Below are 17,522 nucleotides of genomic sequence, written 5' to 3'. Positions count from 1 at the left end.
TTTGATCTCATTAGTAATGCACTGCGGTGAATAATTACCGCAGCACTTTGATTTGAACACAAATAAATAAACCGACCCGAACCAAAGCAACACGGGCACAAAACGTTTAACCTTACTTTTCGCTGGTGTTTAGCCCCAGTGCCATTCGCTATACTTCGCGCGTCTTTTGAACCCACAACCCATGCACTGGATTTACGCTCCAGCCAGCAAGAGGAAACAACATGTCCGCCTACGTTATTTGTGCGCTTTATAAGTTCGTCACCCTTGATAACTACCAAGATCTTCGTACCCCGCTGCAAGAGGTGATGGAAAAAAACCAAGTGCGCGGCACGCTACTGCTCGCTAAAGAAGGGATTAACGGCACCGTCGCCGCCCGCCGCGAAGGCATTGATGCCCTGTTTGCTTGGTTTAAAAACGATGCTCGCCTTGCGGACATTGACTACAAAGAGTCTTTTGAAGACAGCCAACCTTTCAATCGCACCAAGGTAAAGCTGAAAAAAGAAATCGTCACCATGGGTGTTGAGGGGATTGATCCTCGCCATACAGTCGGTACCTACGTGAAGCCGACGGAATGGAACGATCTGATTAGCGATCCTGAGGTACTGGTCATTGATACACGGAACGACTACGAAATTGAAATCGGGACCTTTGAGCGCGCGGTTAACCCTCACACCGAAAGCTTCCGTGATTTTCCCGAGTATGTAGAAAAGCACCTCGATCCAAGCAAGCATAAAAAAGTCGCCATGTTCTGTACTGGCGGCATTCGCTGCGAAAAATCAACGGCCTTTTTGAAGGAAAAAGGCTTTGACGAGGTCTATCACTTGGAAGGTGGGATCCTAAAATACCTCGAAGAAGTGCCTGAGAGTAAGAGTCTTTGGAATGGCGAGTGCTATGTGTTTGATGGCCGCGTGGCGGTAAATCATTCGCTCGAGAAAGGATCGTACGCCATGTGTAATGCATGCCGCCTACCGATCACCAAAGCCGATATGGAAAGCGAACACTATGAGCAAGGCGTATCCTGTCCGAAATGTTATGACAAACACACCGAGGAGCAGAAAGCGCGTTTTCGTGAGCGCGAACGCCAAGTGCAACTGGCTCGCGAGCGTGGAGAGCAACACGTGGGCGGCGAAGCAAAACACATCATCGAAGCGCGGCGTGCGATGAAAAAGCAAAAGAAACAAGCACAGAAGAAAGACGCTTAATCAGTCCATAACTGATACGAGACTTTACACGGCACGCAATGATAGCGTGCCGTTTTCGTTTCTATCTCCTCTCCTGCTAGGCTATAGTCGTCATTGACGATACCTAAGCGAATCATACCGATACGCACACGGATGGCCTGCAAGGAGAACATGTGATCGTTGGCCCACTCTACGCGCTCATCGGCGCTGCGCTCGTTTTAGTGACGGTTTGGACACCTTGGCTTGCTCTCGATGTGCTGCTGCTTTGGAGTGGCATCGCCTTTATTGCCGTCAGTTTTGCATACTGGCGTAATCAACCGCGCCTTTTCCGTAAGCGATACACTGGCCAACTCCCAACCCTCATCCATGGACTATTTGCGCCATTTTTCGTTTGCACGCACCTTTATAATCGCTGGGCACGTCATCGTGATACCGAGCCTGCTATTCAAAAAATCGCATCCGGGCTTTATGTTGGCGCGCGGCTGACTCGTCACGATCTGAACTACATTCAAACTCAAGGCATTGGCGGCATTTTGGATGTTACTGCTGAATTTGAGAGCTTAAACAGTTTTAGCGAGACCCGTGAAATCAGTTACCTCTCCGTGCCTGTCCTCGATCATGCGTATCCTTCCCGTAGCCAATTGATGCGAGCGTTGCAGTGGATCCATCAGCAACGTATGCGTGGCGAAACCGTGGTGGTGCACTGTGCGTTAGGCCGTGGTCGCTCTGTGATGGTGGCTGCGGCATATTTATGGGCCCTTGAGCCGGACAAAAACCTAAACAGCGTACTAAACAGCATCCGCWCAATACGTCCCAAAGCACAGCTTAATCGGCGTCAATTTCGAGCACTGTCACGCTTCCAGCAAGACGGCGCACTAAGACTGGATCGACCCATTGCTTGGATTATCGCCAATCCAGCGGCGGGCGGTGGTAAGTGGCAAAAGCACAAGCAGTATATTCAAGACTATTTAGGCGAAGACTATCGCGTGGTGGTCCATCACACTCGCCACAATCGGCGTACCTATCAACTCGCGTGTCGCGCCGTGGCACACCATGCCGATGTCGTGATTGCCGCAGGCGGGGATGGCACAGTCAATGCAGTGGCGCGTGCGCTGGTCAACACCGATACGCCGCTCGGGGTGCTGCCGCTTGGCACCGCCAATGCGCTTTGTCATGCACTTTGGGGGATCAAATCGAAATTTCTCAGCATTGATGCCGCTTGTGAGGTGATTCTTGATGGCATCCCTAATCGCATCGACACCGCGCGTTGCAATGGCCGTATCGCGTTATTGGTTGTAGGTGTGGGCTTTGAGCAACAAATGATCCGTTATGCGGCGCGTGAACAAAAAAACCAAAGTGGGCAATGGGCCTATTTGCAAGGCTTATTGGGTGCGGCAAATCAAAATACCAAAATGACCTTATCGATTCGTATCGATAAGCAGCCGTCTCAAACCATTGAAACCACCAGCATGGTCATTGCCAATGCCGCTCCAATGACAACCTTACTTGCCCAAGGCCGTGGTCAACCGAATCACGCGGATGGCAAGCTCGACGTCACTTGGTTGACTCCATCGGCAACCAAGACTGGAACAGTTCTTTCTCTCGCTGAGCTCGCCCTTACCAGCTTACTCGACACACCCGTCGGTCGCTTCACGCATCATCAACAGGCGACCCATGTCGCCGTGCGCTTTCCGCATACCACCGACTATGTCATCGATGGGGAAATTTATCGCGACCGCAAGCTCGACATTCGCATTCAACCGCGATCGCTATCGATCCTTTCTCCCGCTGTTGAGGACGAAGAGACTGATTGATACTGATTCAGTTTGTTGTATAGCGTTTTAGGGCTAATACCAAGCACTTCAGCCGTGCGCGTTTTATTGCCATCACAACGGGTCAAGGTTTGGGTAATGGCTAAGCGCTCTAGCGCGTCTAAAGTAAGCGATTCGGGTAACATGATCGCCGTCGATGTGTTGGTAGGCGTGATCACCGCTTGCGGCAAGTCATCGGGCAAAATCGTCTCAGCACAAAGCAAATAGCCGTGCTCAATCGCATGCTTGAGTTCGCGAACATTGCCGGGCCAACGGTGGGCATTTAAGCGTTTTATCGCTTGAGGATCGATCCCCTTCTGGGTGTGGAATTGATGATTGAGTTCAGCTAAAAAATGGGTCGTCAGTGCTTCAATGTCACCCTCTCTCTCCCGAAGGGGTGGCACATTGACCACAAACTGGGCTAAGCGATAGTAGATATCTTCACGCAATCGTGAGGATGCGATTGCTTGTTGTGGGTCGCGGTTAGTCGCCGCGACAAGACGAACATTGGCGCGTTGATTGTGTGTCGAGCCCACTGGGCGATATTCTCCGGATTCCAACACACGTAGCAACTTTACCTGCAGCGCCTGCGGCATTTCGGTGATTTCATCAAGAAAGACGGTGCCGCCTTCTGCTTGATGAAAAATACCCGCGTGATCTTGGTGTGCCCCTGTAAATGCGCCTTTCACATGACCAAACAACTCACTCTCTATCAACTCAGGGCTCAGTGCTCCGCAGTTAATCGCCATAAAGGGGGCGTTAGGGTCACAACCTAATCGATGTAAGGTTTTCGCGACATGCTCTTTACCCACCCCGCTCTCGCCGACAACCAATACATTGGCACCGGTCGGACCCAGCCGTTTTAAGACTCGGTACAAATGCCGCATGGGCGCTGAACTGCCAAGCAAGTATCCGAACTGGTTCGCTTGACTCGTCAATATCGGTTTGCTCGCTCTACAAGATTGTCCTTGCTGCATCAGCGTGTCATCAATAAACGCTTGAACCAACTCAGGATCCACGGGCCGACGAAAAACCGTCGCGACACATTGTTGCGCCTTGGCATTCCAGTCAGGATGCGGGTCGCCACGGCTGAGTAAAAGCCACTCGGTGTCAGGCGATTGTTCCATCCGTTGCCAGATAAGCTCCGCATCGTCTCCCAATTCATCAAGATCACACACTACCAGATCCGCAGGCGCGGCTTGCCACGCCCGAAGTCCCTGCTTAACGTCCGTAACTCGTGTCGTGTCGATATCTGCCTGACGCAGTAAGTCGGTCATCCAGTTTATATCTTGCTCGCTTAACAAAAGAGCGACAGAAATCCGAGACATCACCGAGCCTCCTTGATAGGTGTTTCGTTACCGTGCCATAGGCGGACGGCTCTCTCAACAATGAAAGTCATTTTTACAGATTCATATGTAAAAATTACAGATCGCTTGACTTAGCTCTCAACAAGAAAAAACAAAAATTGTCTATTTTTCAGTTGATTGCAATGTTGGCATAGCCTTCGCACTAGATTTTCTCGGCAACACCACGAGGTTGCTCAAATTCATCAAATAAGGAGGGTTCAATGAAGACGACTCCGCAAGGTCGATTTCATCCTTTATTTGTCGCAATGGGGTTTGCACTTGCACTGGGTGCCACAAGCGCGCATGCAAGCAGCAACAATCAATGGCAAGATCAAGCCAAAGACGCTTGGATTGACGGTAAAGCTGAAACCATGCTGTTGGTGAACACAAACCTCAATAATTTCGATATCGACACAGATGTAGAGCAAGGTGTGGTGATACTCACAGGTCAAGTGGATACTGAGCTGGATAAAAGCTTGGCCAGTGGATTGGTCGAAAAAATAGACGGCGTGTCCGGGGTTAAAAACGAACTCACTGTTTCGCAACAAGCAAGCCAAGCCGCCGACCTCGGCCAGACCGTGGTCGATACCAAAATTGCGGCGTCACTGAAGACAAGCTTGCTACTCGACCCAGACATCAGCGGCACCAACATCGAAGTGTCTGTTGATGATGGCGTTGCCACACTCTCTGGCGAGGTGAAAAGCGATGCGGCCCGCGATTTAGCCATATTAATGGCGGAAAACGCACAAGACGTGGAACGTGTCGTTGATAAGCTTGAGATAACCGGAAATGCATAAGCAATGACGTTAGGCGTCATCAAATGCCACTGACTTAACCGAGGAGGTGTTATGCGCCGCCAAGAGATGATTGATACGTTCCATGAACGCTTACACAGCTGGAACCAAGAAATCGATAAACTTGAAGCAAAAGCTGATGTTGCCTCCGCGCATGCAAAAGCGGAATATCGCGAAACCATAGAGCATTTACGCGCCCGTAAAGCACAAGCGAAAACGCGCATCGATGAATTGCAAGATGCAAGCGATGAGGCATGGGATGAAATAAAACAAGGGGCAGAGCAAGCTCTCGGTTCGCTAAAAAGTGCCTATGACTCTGCCAAGCAGAAATTCYAACTTTGCCATAAAAGCAATAAACGCCGCTCCTCGGGGGCGGCTTTTTTATGTCGCTATGTTAAGGTGAGCCTTGTTGAGGTCAAGGAGGAATAATCATGCAGGCTCCCGCACTGTTCATAGCGATTTTAAGCGTATTTGGCGCAATGTGTGCCATTCAATTTGGCGCTTCGTTTGCCAAACAGCTATTTCCTCTGGTAGGTCCGGTAGGCACATCAGCATTACGTGTCGGCTTTTCGGCATTGCTACTCTGCCTCGTCTTTAGGCCTTGGCGCCAATGGCCGCGAGGCCGACATTGGCGAGCCATCATCGTCTACGGCAGTTGTCTTGGCGGCATGATGTTACTGCTCTATCTTGCCATTGAGCGGATCCCGCTTGGCATTGCGGTAGCACTTGAATTTACTGGCCCGTTGCTCGTGGCGTTGCTGTCCATTCGACGGGCGCGTGATAGTCTGTGGGTTATCTTAGCGGTGGGCGGGGTCATCACCCTCTTACCCGATCTTTCTGGTGTGGATGCACTCGATCCGATTGGCGTCGCCTACGCGCTTGCTGCGGGAGGTTGTTGGGCTGGCTACATCCTTTTTGGCCAAAAAGCAGGCAACCTTGCGCCCGGTGGTGGCACGGTGGCATTGGGCATGAGTATTGCCGCGTTGTATCTGGTACCAGCCGGTTATATCGCGACCGATGGCGCCATTTTGCAATGGCATTTATTGCCTTTAGGGATTGCTGTCGCGTTGATCTCTAGCGCCATCCCTTATTCGTTAGAGATGATTGCCCTTCGTAATATGCCCAAGCAAACCTTTAGTGTCATGATGAGCTTAGAGCCTGCCGTGGCAGCGATGGCGGGCTTGTTGGTGCTCGACGAACAGCTTGCGCTTCGTCAGTGGCTCGCCATTGGTATGGTGATCACCGCATCACTCGGCAGCACATTATCTGCAAGACGCTCACGCACCCATTAAACAAATAGGCAAGCCGACAGGCGCGTAAACTAAAAAAGGTGCCGTCATGGCACCTTTTTCATCTTAGTTCGAGTCTTGTTGCAATCCGGTCGTGTTAGCTCGCTTCACTGAGCGGCACGGTACGTACACTGCCTCGCTGTTGCTCAATATAATCCGCAATCGCGGCTTGTTGTTCTTCGGAGAGATACAAGCCAAGTTTGGTACGGCGCCATAATGCATCTTCGGCATGCTGAACAAACTCGTACTTAATCAAATAGTTGAGCTCAGCCTGATACACACCGTCTGCAAATCGACGACCCATGTCCGCTTCGCTTTGACACCCAGCGAGCATTTGGTGTGTACGTGTGCCATAGGTATCTGCAAAACGTTGTGCCGTTACTTGCGCTAACCAAGGATAACGCTGCATAAACGATGCTGCTAACTGTTCGCGTGTGCAGCTAAAGTCGCCGCCCGGTAGCGCACCATTTGCGGTCCAAGGCTGACCCATCTTGTCAAAGAAAGGCGCCAGTTTGCGCATGGCTGACTCTGCCAACTTCCGATAAGTGGTGAGTTTACCTCCGAAAATCGACACGAGCGGCGCTTGATTGCCCTGTTGCTCCAGTTCAATGGTGTAATCCCGTGTGATCGCCTGCGGTGAATCAGACTCATCATCACACAATGGACGCACACCGCTGTAGCTCCAAACGACATCGTCTCGAGACAATTGTTTGGTAAAGTGCTGGTTAACCACATCGACCAAGTAATCCACTTCGGCATCATCAATTTTCGCCGCACGCGGATCGGCTTTGTGTTCCACGTCTGTGGTGCCAATCAGCGAGAATTTATCCAGATAAGGGATTACAAACACAATGCGGCCATCGTTGTTCTGCAAGATGTACGCCTGTGGGTCTTGATGAATGCGTGGCACCACAATGTGTGATCCTTTAATCATACGAATACCACGCGGTGATTTCTCGTGCAGGCTATCATCATAAAACTGCTTAACCCACGGGCCTGTCGCATTCACCAAGGCTTTCGCTTTACGCTCGAATCGCTCTCCCGTGTGGGTATCTTCCAAGGTGACACGCCAAATCGTATTCTCACGCTCTGCCGCGACCACTTGGCAGTAGTTACGTACTTCGCCGCCTTTCTCGCGGGTGTATTGTGCGTTTAGCAATGTCAGGCGCGCATCATCCACCCATGCATCCGAATATTCGAAGCCAATCTTCATTTCGTCTTTCATATACCCAGTTTTGGCCAGATTCACTTTATGGCTGCTGGGCAACGTAGAGCGTTTACCAAGATGGTCATAGAGAAACAGACCACAACGAATCATCCACGCGGGACGCAAATAGGAGCGGTGCGGCAAACGAAAGCGCATTGGGAAAGCAATGTGCGGCGCTTTGTTGATCAAGACTTCGCGCTCGGCCAAGGCTTCAGACACAAGGCGGAACTCGTAATGCTCCAAATAGCGCAAGCCGCCGTGGATTAGCTTAGAGCTTGCAGAGGACGTCGCTGACGCAAAATCTTTTGCGTCGTACAGGCCGACGTTCAGACCACGGCCTGCTGCATCGGCAGCGATACCCGCACCATTGATGCCTCCTCCGACGACCAGAATATCGAGTAAAGTTTCGTTATGAGTAGTTGGCGTAGTCATTGTTAGTCGACCTTGTTCCTTTTTGAGCGAACGAACATTTATTTATGGGTTTAACTGTATATCAACTTTCGTTTTCGGTCACTAAAAATGTTCGAAAAAAACCTATCGTCTGTGACTAATGTAGAATAATAGTTAACAGCCTGAATGATATGTAAACTAAATACTGGCTTATTACGTAGCGTCGAGCGCGTTTTGACGGGAAGGTTGTCTATATCAGTCTGTTTTTGTAGACGTTAAGGCATGCGTGAGAACGGATGTTGGAATGATAAAAAAAGGGCGCGAATGCGCGCCCTTGAGGAGAGGTAACGAGAATTAATCTTCGTCTTCGTTGTGCAGCGACGCCCAAGCTTGCGCACATTTCACCGCGCGTTTCCAGCCACGGTAGCGACGGTTACGTTTTTCTTCGTCTTGATGAGGTTCAAAGCTTCGATTCAGTTTCGCTTTGTCTTTTAGCTCGTCCAAGCCGTCCCAGAAGCCTACAGCCATACCCGCCAGATAAGCGGCACCCAGTGCGGTAACTTCGGTTACTTCAGGGCGATGCACTTCGGTATCCAAGACATCGGCTTGGAATTGCATCAGAAAGTCATTCGCCACCGCACCGCCATCAACACGCAGTGCTGCAAGCTTGATACCCGAATCTGCTTGCATCGCATCCAACACATCACGTGTTTGATAAGCGATACTTTCCAAGGTGGCACGGATAATATGGTTAGAGTTAACACCACGTGTTAAGCCAACGATAGTTCCTCGAGCATATGCGTCCCAGTATGGCGCGCCAAGACCGGTGAAGGCAGGCACAACATAGACACCGTTTGACGTATCGACTTTGGTCGCGAAGTATTCAGAGTCATGAGCGTCTTCTAACACTTTTAGCTCATCACGGAGCCACTGAATCGAGGCACCGCCCATAAACACCGCCCCTTCTAACGCATAAGCAGGTTCGCCTTGTGGGCCACATGCAACCGTCGTCAGCAAGCCGTGATTAGAAGTGACTTTTTCCTGCCCGGTATTCATCAGCAAGAAACAGCCCGTACCATAGGTGTTTTTCGCTTGGCCAGCCTCAACGCACATCTGACCAAACAAGGCCGCTTGTTGGTCACCTGCAATACCTGCAATCGGGATCCGCGTGCCGCCTTTACCCCCGATGTTGGTTTGACCGTACACTTCGGAAGAACGGCGTACTTCTGGCATCATTGATGCGGGAATACCCAGTTCATCCAACATTTTTTGGTCCCAACACATGTCGTTAATGTTAAACAACATGGTTCGAGAGGCGTTGGTATAATCGGTAACATGAACACGGCCTTGAGTCATCTTCCAGACCAGCCAGGTATCAACGGTACCAAACAATAACTTACCGGCTTCAGCGTCTTCACGGGCCCCTTCAACGTTGTCCAAGATCCACTTCACCTTGGTACCAGAGAAGTAAGGGTCAAGCACCAAACCCGTATTATCACGGATATAGGACTCAAGCCCACGACCACGCAACTCTTCGCAGATCTCAGCGGTACGACGACACTGCCAAACGATGGCGTTATAGATAGGCTTGCCCGTTTCCTTATTCCATACCACCGTGGTCTCACGCTGGTTAGTAATACCGATACCGGCGATTTCATCACTGCGGATCCCGGTCTTACCTAAGACCTCTATCAGCGTTGAACTTTGCGTCGCGTAGATCTCCATTGGGTCGTGCTCAACCCAACCTGCTTGCGGGTAAATTTGGGTAAACTCGCGCTGAGAGACACCGACAATGTTCGCATCATGATCCATCACTACAGCGCGGGAGCTAGTGGTGCCTTGATCAAGGGCGACGATGTACTTTTGCTCAGACATAATATGATCCTTTTGTTCTCTGTTATTTTAGTCGGTTTGGCGCCAATCGGCGCCGTCCGTATTGTTTATGCGTTCACTTCACGTGCATCAGTTTCTTTCGCCTGCACCAGTGCTTCTTCATCGTCTTCACACTGATTTGGAATCGTGCAGCCGTGACCCGCTTGAGGCAGATAAGGCGCGATCGCTTTTGGATACAACCAGCCACCGAAGCAAGCACCTAGGATTGGTGCAACGATGGGAACAATAAWGTAAGGAATATCACGCGCACCGGTTAGGGCGTAATCCCATCCTGCTAGGTAAGCAAAGAATTTCGGACCGAAATCACGCGCGGGGTTCATGGCAAACCCGGTCAATGGGCCTAGTGAGCCACCAATAACCGCAATCAGGATACCAATCAGCAATGGGTTCATTGGCCCACGCGCGGCACCGTTGTTTTCATCACCTAACGCCAAGATGCCGAACATCAACACGGCGGTAATCACAAATTCGACGGCCATCGCGCCCATAAAGGAAATAGCAGGATGTGCATAGGTTGAAAAAATCCCCGCGGTGGCTAGCGCTTCAGGGCTACTGCGTGCAATGTTATTGGCCAGTTCATACTCGACAAAGAGGTTGCTATAAAGGCTGTAGACCAGTGCCGCCGAGGCAAAAGCACCGAGCATTTGTGAAACGATATAAGGCACGACCTTGCTTTTTTCAAAGCCGTGAAAAGCAGCCAGTGCAATGGTGACAGCCGGGTTGATGTGCGCACCCGAAACGCCCGCGGTACAGTAAATGGCAATCGCTACCCCGAAGCCCCACACAATACTGATTTCCCATTGGCCGAAGTCGGCGCCTGTCAGTACCAGGGCGGCGACACAGCCCACACCAAAGAAGATGAGCAAGCCCGTGCCGATAAACTCGGCGACGCACTCTCCCAATAAAGTCGACGCTTTTTTGTTCATGATGATTATCCTTGTCACTGTTAGTAGGGTTACACGTTCAAAACCACACTAACATTTTGCATACTCTCATCATCTCGAAAACAAAATAACAACAAAAATGAGCGTTCGAGCATATATCGATGAATTATTGCTGACATTTTTGTTAAGCACATCATCATTTGAGCAGGTTCGCGCACAATTTGAGCAGATCGGAGGAGTGGATGACGTTAACGCCACGTAAAATCGGTCAACATCTCACCAAAAGAAAAGGAGAGCCTAGGCTCTCCTACTAACGGTGCGGAAAACACCATGGTTTATTGGTCGTCCGACTTGGACAAGGCTTGCTGCGCCGCATGGCCAATCGCATCGATATCGGCGTTGTGCGCGGCTAAAAATCGCTCAAACAAAGGCATCAACGCGCCCATCTTTTCGTCAATGGCATCTCGCACGGTATCAACCACCACTTGCGTGCCGCGTTCAATTTCAACATTGATCGCTGTTCCCGCCTGTTTGGCCTCGAATGTTGTCATCCTGCGCGTCTCTGGGATCAGCCACACCTCGAACCAACCATCGTTTTTATTGACGTCAGATACCGTCAAACTGGCCCCGTTGAGCGCAATGTAGCCTTTCGGGAAGATGTACTTCATCCATTCATGCGGCACAGAGACGCGAATGCGATAGTTATCGTCAATCTGTTGAACGTCTAGAACGGTAGTATTGAAATCAATATGGCCAGATAAAGGGTGCCCGCCCACTTCTGCCCCTTCTTTGGCCGCGCGTTCAGCATTAACCGTGTCGCCCACGTCTACCGCTTTCAATGTAGTGACGGCAAGGCTTTGCAACATCACATCAAACCGTACCAAGGTTTCATCAAGCTGCTCAGTAACCGTTAAACACACACCATCGATAGCGATGCTGGCACCAATTTCAAGCCCCTCGCAAAATCCAGCGGGGAAGCGGATATCCAGAGTTCGTAATCCACCCTGATCGCGGCAGCGCTCAATGGTCGCGACCGCTTGAATAATCCCAGTAAACATAGCCGTTCCTATCGTTAATTTTGGCTCATCATACTGCGAAGTCGCTGTATTCGCCACTCTCTCAATAAGTGATAATCACTATCATTAGCATTGCCAGATTGACGAGTTAGGCGTATAGTGCGCGCTTTTATGCGTCAGTAAAGTTTTATGAGCATGCAGTATCCTCTTTTACGCTTTGCCATCTTGGCAGCGCTTTCCATGAGTGCCCAAGCCGCGAGTACCGACGGCACATCTGTTCCCAAAGAGATTGAGACCGTCAAAGTACAAGGCGAGCAGCTAAAGCACCCAATTACCCTTATCTCCCCGGGAAAATCCACGTTAGAGCTGGATGATATTCAACGCGAACAAGCCCACAACATCGGTGAGCTGGTAATGAAAATGCCGGGCGTATCACTTGATGGTGGTGCGCGCCCGGGTAGCGAACGCATTAATGTCTGGGGATTCTCACACCCTTCCGCGCTCTCGATCCGTGTCGATGGCGCCCCCGTCGGCTTTCAACAATATCGCTATGGCAGCTTTTTTCTTGACCCTCAACTGCTACGTTCGGTACGCCTTATCAAAGGCGACCATAACGTTCGCGCCAGCCTTGGCGCTTTCGCGGGCAGTTTTGTGATGGAAACGAAAGAGGCCACTGACTTTCTTGATCCAGATTCGTCGATTGGCGCCATGGCGCAAGCGGGTTTCAACAGTGTGAACCATCAATGGAAGCGCAGTGTCACCACCTATGGTGCGTCTGACTCTGGGTGGTCCGTGCTATTGCATGGCTCTCGACGTGATGCCGATGATATCGAGCTAGGCAACGGTGACGTTTTTACCTTCTCTGGCTACCGTCAACACAGTTTGCTGGGTAAAGTTCGCTACCAATCCGACGCGCACAATATGATGTTCAGCCATACGCGCTATGATGACCAAGGGCGAAAACCGTGGGCAAACCGACGGGGAGCCATGCCATCGGTAACGCCCTACAAAATTAAAAAGTATGGTAGCTACGATGCCGCGCTATTTGCCGCCTCAGTGGATAATCATTATCGCGAATACACCAGCACCTTTAATTACCACTACCAGCCTTATAATGATTACATTGATACCAGTGTCGTCATTGCACACTCACAGAATCATCGCTATTGGGAACGCCCGGATAGTACCTATCAGTCTTACATCACATCAGGCCAATATGGCCACCAAGTCTGGTTGTCCTATGAGCGCTGGTTTGCCGAGCTAACCAATACCAGTCACTTCGGTGATCACGAAGTCATGGTGGGGGCGCAGTACCAGAACCAGGACAGAAACTCGCACGTTTACAACCATACTTATCGCAAAAAGCCAGAAAAGAACTATGGCCACTTTACGCCATCCTTTGAGCCCTCGGGCGAACAACAAACCGCCAGTGTGTTCGTTCAAGATAAGTACTTTATTACCCCAGATCTCGAACTTACCGCATCACTGCGCTACAGCCATATTCGTTCCCAAGGGGTACCAAACGCCGCGCCAGACTATAATGACCCATCCGTTGGACACGATTACAGTGCGGTCTCACACCAAGGTTGGGAGCCGCGTATTGCATTGACCTACGATCTGAGTCCAGCCACGCAAATAAAAGCGGCTTATGCCTATGGTTTAAAGGCACCGACCATTGATGAGCTCTATACAGTGCAGTTTTCGAGAGCGTCCAAGCGCGCTGCCACCAGCCGCGATCTCTCAGTCACTCGTATCAATGCCTATTTATTGGGCGTATCTGATAAGCGTCAGAATGCCTTGTTCGAAGGGGATCACCTAGCAACAGAGGTGACTCTGTTTTGGAATGATGTCATTCATGACGTTGCGCAGCGTCGTGGGGTCAATGCGACCAAACAAAAAGAAGGCTACTACACCAATCTCGACGGACTCTATACTTACGGATTTGATGCGCAAGTGCAGTATCGTCTCAACGATTGGTTTACAGATGCCTCTGTCTCTATGGTGCGCGGCAAACACAAAGGCTCGCTACGTGACAGTACCGGCGACGACGAGTATTGGTATGACAACCCGCCCCTCAGCGCCTCACTCGGCGTGGGCCATCAACTAACCGATACGATTGAAGTTGCATGGCAAGGCCAATACTGGGATGAGCAAGACCGTATCCCAGAGAACCCCTCACTGCATACAGCCAATGTGGCGAGCGATGCCTACTTCTTCCAAAACCTCTATGGAGAATGGACGCCGCGAGACGACTTTACGCTACGCGCCACCATCGCTAACCTGACCGATCAGTATTACACACCCTATCTGTCTGCCGGTGTGCCCGCTGCGGGACGCGATGTACGCATAAACGCCACCATTAAGTTCTAGCCTATCCTTCACTGCGAGATAGCCGATTAAAAGCCGCCTGCGCGGCTTTTAATCGTTTGGACTAACATCAACATCAACACCTTTAACCTGATAAATCTCATGGTTTATTTTGGATCCAAATCACGGTATTTATAACGCTTCTTTACCTCCCCCCGACTTATTCGGAGGCAACACATGACGACCATTGCCGTATTTAGTGCCAAATCTTATGACAAGGCCGCCTTTGCTCATGCTAACCAAGCGTTTGGTTACACACTCGAGTTTCATGATTTTCAGCTCACCGCCAAAACCGCCAAAATGGCCCAAGGGGCGGAGGCTATTTGCGCGTTTGTTAATGATGATCTTTCCCGCCCTGTGCTAGAGATTTTAAGTGACGCCAATATCAAACTGGTGGCGTTGCGATGTGCTGGCTACGATCGTGTCGATTTGGAGGCCGCAAAATCGTTGGGGATCACCGTCGTTCGCGTACCTGCCTATTCTCCCGAATCGGTCGCGGAGCACACGGTGGGCATGATGATGTGCTTGAACCGACGCTTTCATAAAGCCTACCAACGCACACGCGATGCCAACTTTGAACTCGATGGCTTAGTCGGGTTTAACTTTCACGGTAAAACGGCTGGGATCATTGGTACGGGTAAAATTGGGATCGCGACCCTGCGGATCCTAAAAGGGCTTGGTATGCGTTTGTTGTGCCACGATCCTTACCCTAACCCCCTTGCGATTGAACTCGGTGGCGAATACGTCTCGAAAGAAACACTGTTTGCCGAAAGTGATGTGATTTCTCTGCACTGTCCAATGTCCAAAGACAACTATCATCTGCTCGGCGAGCGTGCTTTTGCTCAAATGAAAAAGGGAGTGATGGTGATTAATACCAGTCGTGGTGAATTGCTCGATTCGGTAGCCGCTATTGAAGCCCTCAAGCAAGGCCGTATCGGTGCGCTCGGTCTTGACGTGTATGACAATGAACGGGAGCTATTTTTCCAAGACAAGTCTAATGATGTGATTGTTGATGATGTATTCCGTCGCCTCTCTGCATGCCATAACGTGTTATTTACCGGACACCAAGCGTTTCTCACCAAAGAAGCACTGCACAATATCGCAGATACCACGCTCACTAATATTCATACCGTCCTGAACGGCGAGTGCTGCGAGAATCAAATTGCAGACGTCGAAGATCGCAGTGACTAACTTGCTTTAAACGTCGACCGTATAGAAAGAAAAAAGGCCTGAATAATCAGGCCTTTTTAGAGTTGGTGTGATATCTAGGAAACTACATCGCTTCCATAAAGATTTTGGCGATTTCCTCGTGCGTCGCTTGCTTCGGATTGGTGAAACCACACGCGTCATTCAAGGCGTTTTTGGTCAACACATCAATATCTTCTTCTTTGGCGCCGAGTTCGCGCAAACCCGCTGGGATCCCAACATCGGTGGCCAATGCTTGAATGGCTTGAATTGCGGCTTTCGCACCTTCCTCCGCATTCATACTCTCCGTATCGACGCCCATTGCCGTGGCAACATCCCGTAAGCGCTCCGCACACACTTGCGCGTTGTAGCGTTGCACATGGGGCAATAGAACGGCGTTACACACCCCGTGCGGCAAGTCATAAAATCCACCTAGTTGGTGCGCCATCGCATGCACATAGCCCAAAGACGCATTGTTAAATGCCATACCCGCCATAAACTGTGCGTAGGCCATCTGCTCCCGCGCCTCTAGGTTTTGGCCGTCAGCAACTGCGGTGCGCAGGTTTTCTTGAATTAGTGTCATTGCTTTCAGTGCAACTGCGTCAGTGATCGGCGTAGCGGCGGTCGATACGTAAGCTTCAATCGCATGGGTTAATGCATCCATGCCGGTCGCCGCCGTTAATGACGCCGGTTTAGCCAGCATCAGCTCAGGATCGTTGACGGAAATAATCGGGGTGGTGTGTTTATCAACAATTGCCATCTTAATGTGGCGCGCTTCGTCGGTGATAATACAAAAACGCGTCATTTCTGATGCGGTGCCCGCCGTCGTATTAATCGCAATCAGCGGAAGTTGGGGCTTGGCCGACTGGTCCACTCCTTCATAATCACTGATATAACCGCCATTGGCTGCCACCAAAGCAATACCTTTGGCGCAGTCGTGCGGCGATCCACCCCCTAAAGAGATCACACAGTCACATTGGTTCGCTTGTAAAAGCGCTAACCCTTGTGCCACGTTTTCAGTGGTTGGGTTGGGCTGTGTGCCATCATAGACCACACAATCGACTTCTCGGCTATCAAGCAAAGCGGCGATTTGCTTTACCACACCAATTTGATTAAGGACTTTATCAGTGACGATAAGGGCTTTTTTAAATCCATGTGATTGAATCGCGTCTGCGGCTTCAGAAAGGCAACCTGCGCCCATAAGGTTAACAGCAGGGATAAAGAAAGTGCTCGACATGACCATTTGCTCCTTTAGTCGGGATCATTGCGGCCCAGACATGACAGGGCCTTTTATGGGTTTTGTTGTAACACGCTGTTTGCTCATCACATTTTGATCCAGCGCAATTTGCACGGCAGGTTGCAGGGAAAAGAAGACAAAATTGAGAACTCTGTCAGTGGTCTTCCGTTAAGTGTTTAAAACACCATCACTAATTCATAAATTTGACACTTTCTTGAAGAAGAGTGTCTAAGCTGAAGTAAATTAAACTGACCACCGTTTGGTTATAGTGAGAAAACAATGGGAATGAAATGCAAACTAACTGCGGTTGCCGTACTGACCGCATCACTGGCCCTCACTGGTTGTGAGTCGATGTCGAACACCCAAAAAGGCGCGACAATTGGCGCGATCACTGGGGCCATCGTGGGAAAATCGACATCGAACCATAAAGGCAAACGTGCCTTTATTGGCGCAGCTATCGGTGCCATTGGCGGTGCAGCTGTCGGTAATTATATGGATCAGCAAGAGCAAGCATTCCGTGAAGAATTGGCGGGCTCGGGCATTCAGGTAGTGCGTGAAGGCGACAATATTCGCTTAATCATGCCCTCAAACATTACGTTCGGGTTAGATCAGGATGCGATTGCGGCCGATTTTTATCCTAAGCTCAATGCCATTGCTAATGTGATGCGCAAGTACGACAAAACCTTCTTAAGCATTGAGGGTCACACAGATGACACGGGCGCAGCGGCCTATAACCAGCGTTTGTCGGAACGCCGTGCCATGAGCGTTAAACGCTACCTCGCCAGTCAGTCGATCGACAATGCACGTTTGTACACGTCCGGTTTTGGTGAGACACGTCCACTGGTTGCGAACAACAGCGCGGCAAACCGTGCGCTCAACCGCCGTGTTGAGATTCAGATTGTGCCAAACACGCAATAAGCGC

15 protein-coding genes are annotated in these 17,522 nt (G+C 50.5%); 8 read left to right on the top strand and 7 right to left on the bottom strand.

What is annotated here, in order from left to right:
* The first annotated feature begins 221 nt into the window (after window positions 1–221).
* Complete coding sequence (gene trhO / locus BZJ18_RS00685; protein WP_077454931.1) at window positions 222–1,202, top strand: oxygen-dependent tRNA uridine(34) hydroxylase TrhO; 981 nt, start codon at window positions 222–224, stop codon at window positions 1,200–1,202.
* On the opposite strand, the gene BZJ18_RS17450 is transcribed toward trhO, so the two are convergent.
* Window positions 1,199–1,354 (bottom strand): hypothetical protein, encoded by a 156-nt coding sequence (locus tag BZJ18_RS17450; protein ID WP_158011236.1) that lies wholly within the window; start codon window positions 1,352–1,354, stop codon window positions 1,199–1,201. The genes trhO and BZJ18_RS17450 overlap by 4 nt on opposite strands.
* On the opposite strand from BZJ18_RS17450, the gene BZJ18_RS00680 reads away from it, so the two are divergent.
* Entirely contained in the window at window positions 1,355–2,995 is a 1,641-nt protein-coding gene (locus BZJ18_RS00680) for a diacylglycerol kinase family protein (protein ID WP_158011235.1), read from the top strand. It abuts the gene before it with no gap.
* Here BZJ18_RS00680 and BZJ18_RS00675 read toward each other — a convergent pair.
* Window positions 2,938–4,320 (bottom strand): sigma-54 dependent transcriptional regulator, encoded by a 1,383-nt coding sequence (locus tag BZJ18_RS00675; protein ID WP_198532149.1) that lies wholly within the window; start codon window positions 4,318–4,320, stop codon window positions 2,938–2,940. The genes BZJ18_RS00680 and BZJ18_RS00675 overlap by 58 nt on opposite strands.
* Window positions 4,321–4,559: 239 nt before the next feature.
* Between BZJ18_RS00675 and BZJ18_RS00670 the strand changes: the two genes are divergently transcribed.
* From BZJ18_RS00670 to BZJ18_RS00660, 3 genes are read left to right on the top strand one after another with little or no spacing between them, the layout of a single operon-like run.
* Entirely contained in the window at window positions 4,560–5,135 is a 576-nt protein-coding gene (locus BZJ18_RS00670; protein WP_077454929.1) for a BON domain-containing protein, read from the top strand.
* 51 nt (window positions 5,136–5,186) lie between these two features.
* The gene (locus BZJ18_RS00665; RefSeq protein WP_077454928.1) at window positions 5,187–5,561 is read left to right on the top strand and encodes a hypothetical protein; all 375 of its coding nucleotides are present in this window, start codon (window positions 5,187–5,189) and stop codon (window positions 5,559–5,561) included.
* A 2-nt stretch (window positions 5,562–5,563) separates the two neighbouring features.
* Complete coding sequence (locus tag BZJ18_RS00660) at window positions 5,564–6,424, top strand: EamA family transporter (protein ID WP_069587493.1); 861 nt, start codon at window positions 5,564–5,566, stop codon at window positions 6,422–6,424.
* Window positions 6,425–6,518: 94 nt separating this feature from the next.
* Here the strand turns inward: BZJ18_RS00660 and glpD are convergent, their stop codons facing one another.
* From glpD to BZJ18_RS00640, 4 genes are all read right to left on the bottom strand, one after another.
* A complete protein-coding gene (gene glpD / locus BZJ18_RS00655) occupies window positions 6,519–8,060 on the bottom strand; it encodes a glycerol-3-phosphate dehydrogenase (RefSeq protein ID WP_077454927.1) in 1,542 nt (513 codons plus the stop codon).
* Between the two features lie 312 nt (window positions 8,061–8,372).
* A complete protein-coding gene (glpK, locus tag BZJ18_RS00650; protein ID WP_069587491.1) occupies window positions 8,373–9,893 on the bottom strand; it encodes a glycerol kinase GlpK in 1,521 nt (506 codons plus the stop codon).
* Window positions 9,894–9,958: 65 nt separating this feature from the next.
* Complete coding sequence (locus tag BZJ18_RS00645) at window positions 9,959–10,837, bottom strand: MIP/aquaporin family protein (protein WP_077454926.1); 879 nt, start codon at window positions 10,835–10,837, stop codon at window positions 9,959–9,961.
* Between the two features lie 293 nt (window positions 10,838–11,130).
* Window positions 11,131–11,853 (bottom strand): riboflavin synthase, encoded by a 723-nt coding sequence (locus BZJ18_RS00640; RefSeq protein WP_069587489.1) that lies wholly within the window; start codon window positions 11,851–11,853, stop codon window positions 11,131–11,133.
* 153 nt (window positions 11,854–12,006) lie between these two features.
* Between BZJ18_RS00640 and BZJ18_RS00635 the strand changes: the two genes are divergently transcribed.
* Both BZJ18_RS00635 and BZJ18_RS00630 read left to right on the top strand, forming a co-directional pair.
* A complete protein-coding gene (locus BZJ18_RS00635) occupies window positions 12,007–14,181 on the top strand; it encodes a TonB-dependent receptor domain-containing protein (protein ID WP_198532147.1) in 2,175 nt (724 codons plus the stop codon).
* Window positions 14,182–14,355: 174 nt separating this feature from the next.
* A complete protein-coding gene (locus BZJ18_RS00630) occupies window positions 14,356–15,369 on the top strand; it encodes a 2-hydroxyacid dehydrogenase (RefSeq protein WP_077454924.1) in 1,014 nt (337 codons plus the stop codon).
* 82 nt (window positions 15,370–15,451) lie between these two features.
* On the opposite strand, the gene yiaY is transcribed toward BZJ18_RS00630, so the two are convergent.
* Window positions 15,452–16,600 (bottom strand): L-threonine dehydrogenase, encoded by a 1,149-nt coding sequence (gene yiaY / locus BZJ18_RS00625; protein ID WP_077454923.1) that lies wholly within the window; start codon window positions 16,598–16,600, stop codon window positions 15,452–15,454.
* 285 nt (window positions 16,601–16,885) lie between these two features.
* Between yiaY and BZJ18_RS00620 the strand changes: the two genes are divergently transcribed.
* A complete protein-coding gene (locus BZJ18_RS00620) occupies window positions 16,886–17,518 on the top strand; it encodes an OmpA family protein (protein ID WP_069586537.1) in 633 nt (210 codons plus the stop codon).
* Window positions 17,519–17,522: the final 4 nt, after the last annotated feature.

This window comes from Salinivibrio sp. IB872 (genome assembly GCF_001995345.1).
GTDB lineage: Bacteria > Pseudomonadota > Gammaproteobacteria > Enterobacterales > Vibrionaceae > Salinivibrio > Salinivibrio proteolyticus.
The sequence above is the reverse complement of the archived record's forward strand: the minus strand, read 5'-3'. Positions and strand labels throughout refer to the sequence as shown.

Bases quoted from the DNA above. Each gene is read 5' to 3' on its own strand.
- trhO (WP_077454931.1), top strand. From the start codon at position 222: ATGTCCGCCTACGTTATTTGTGCGCTTTATAAGTTCGTCACCCTTGAT.
- BZJ18_RS17450 (WP_158011236.1), bottom strand. From the start codon at position 1,354: ATGTTCTCCTTGCAGGCCATCCGTGTGCGTATCGGTATGATTCGCTTA.
- BZJ18_RS00675 (WP_198532149.1), bottom strand. From the start codon at position 4,320: ATGTCTCGGATTTCTGTCGCTCTTTTGTTAAGCGAGCAAGATATAAAC.
- BZJ18_RS00670 (WP_077454929.1), top strand. From the start codon at position 4,560: ATGAAGACGACTCCGCAAGGTCGATTTCATCCTTTATTTGTCGCAATG.
- BZJ18_RS00660 (WP_069587493.1), top strand. From the start codon at position 5,564: ATGCAGGCTCCCGCACTGTTCATAGCGATTTTAAGCGTATTTGGCGCA.
- glpD (WP_077454927.1), bottom strand. From the start codon at position 8,060: ATGACTACGCCAACTACTCATAACGAAACTTTACTCGATATTCTGGTC.
- glpK (WP_069587491.1), bottom strand. From the start codon at position 9,893: ATGTCTGAGCAAAAGTACATCGTCGCCCTTGATCAAGGCACCACTAGC.
- BZJ18_RS00640 (WP_069587489.1), bottom strand. From the start codon at position 11,853: ATGTTTACTGGGATTATTCAAGCGGTCGCGACCATTGAGCGCTGCCGC.
- BZJ18_RS00635 (WP_198532147.1), top strand. From the start codon at position 12,007: ATGCAGTATCCTCTTTTACGCTTTGCCATCTTGGCAGCGCTTTCCATG.
- BZJ18_RS00630 (WP_077454924.1), top strand. From the start codon at position 14,356: ATGACGACCATTGCCGTATTTAGTGCCAAATCTTATGACAAGGCCGCC.
- yiaY (WP_077454923.1), bottom strand. From the start codon at position 16,600: ATGTCGAGCACTTTCTTTATCCCTGCTGTTAACCTTATGGGCGCAGGT.
- BZJ18_RS00620 (WP_069586537.1), top strand. From the start codon at position 16,886: ATGAAATGCAAACTAACTGCGGTTGCCGTACTGACCGCATCACTGGCC.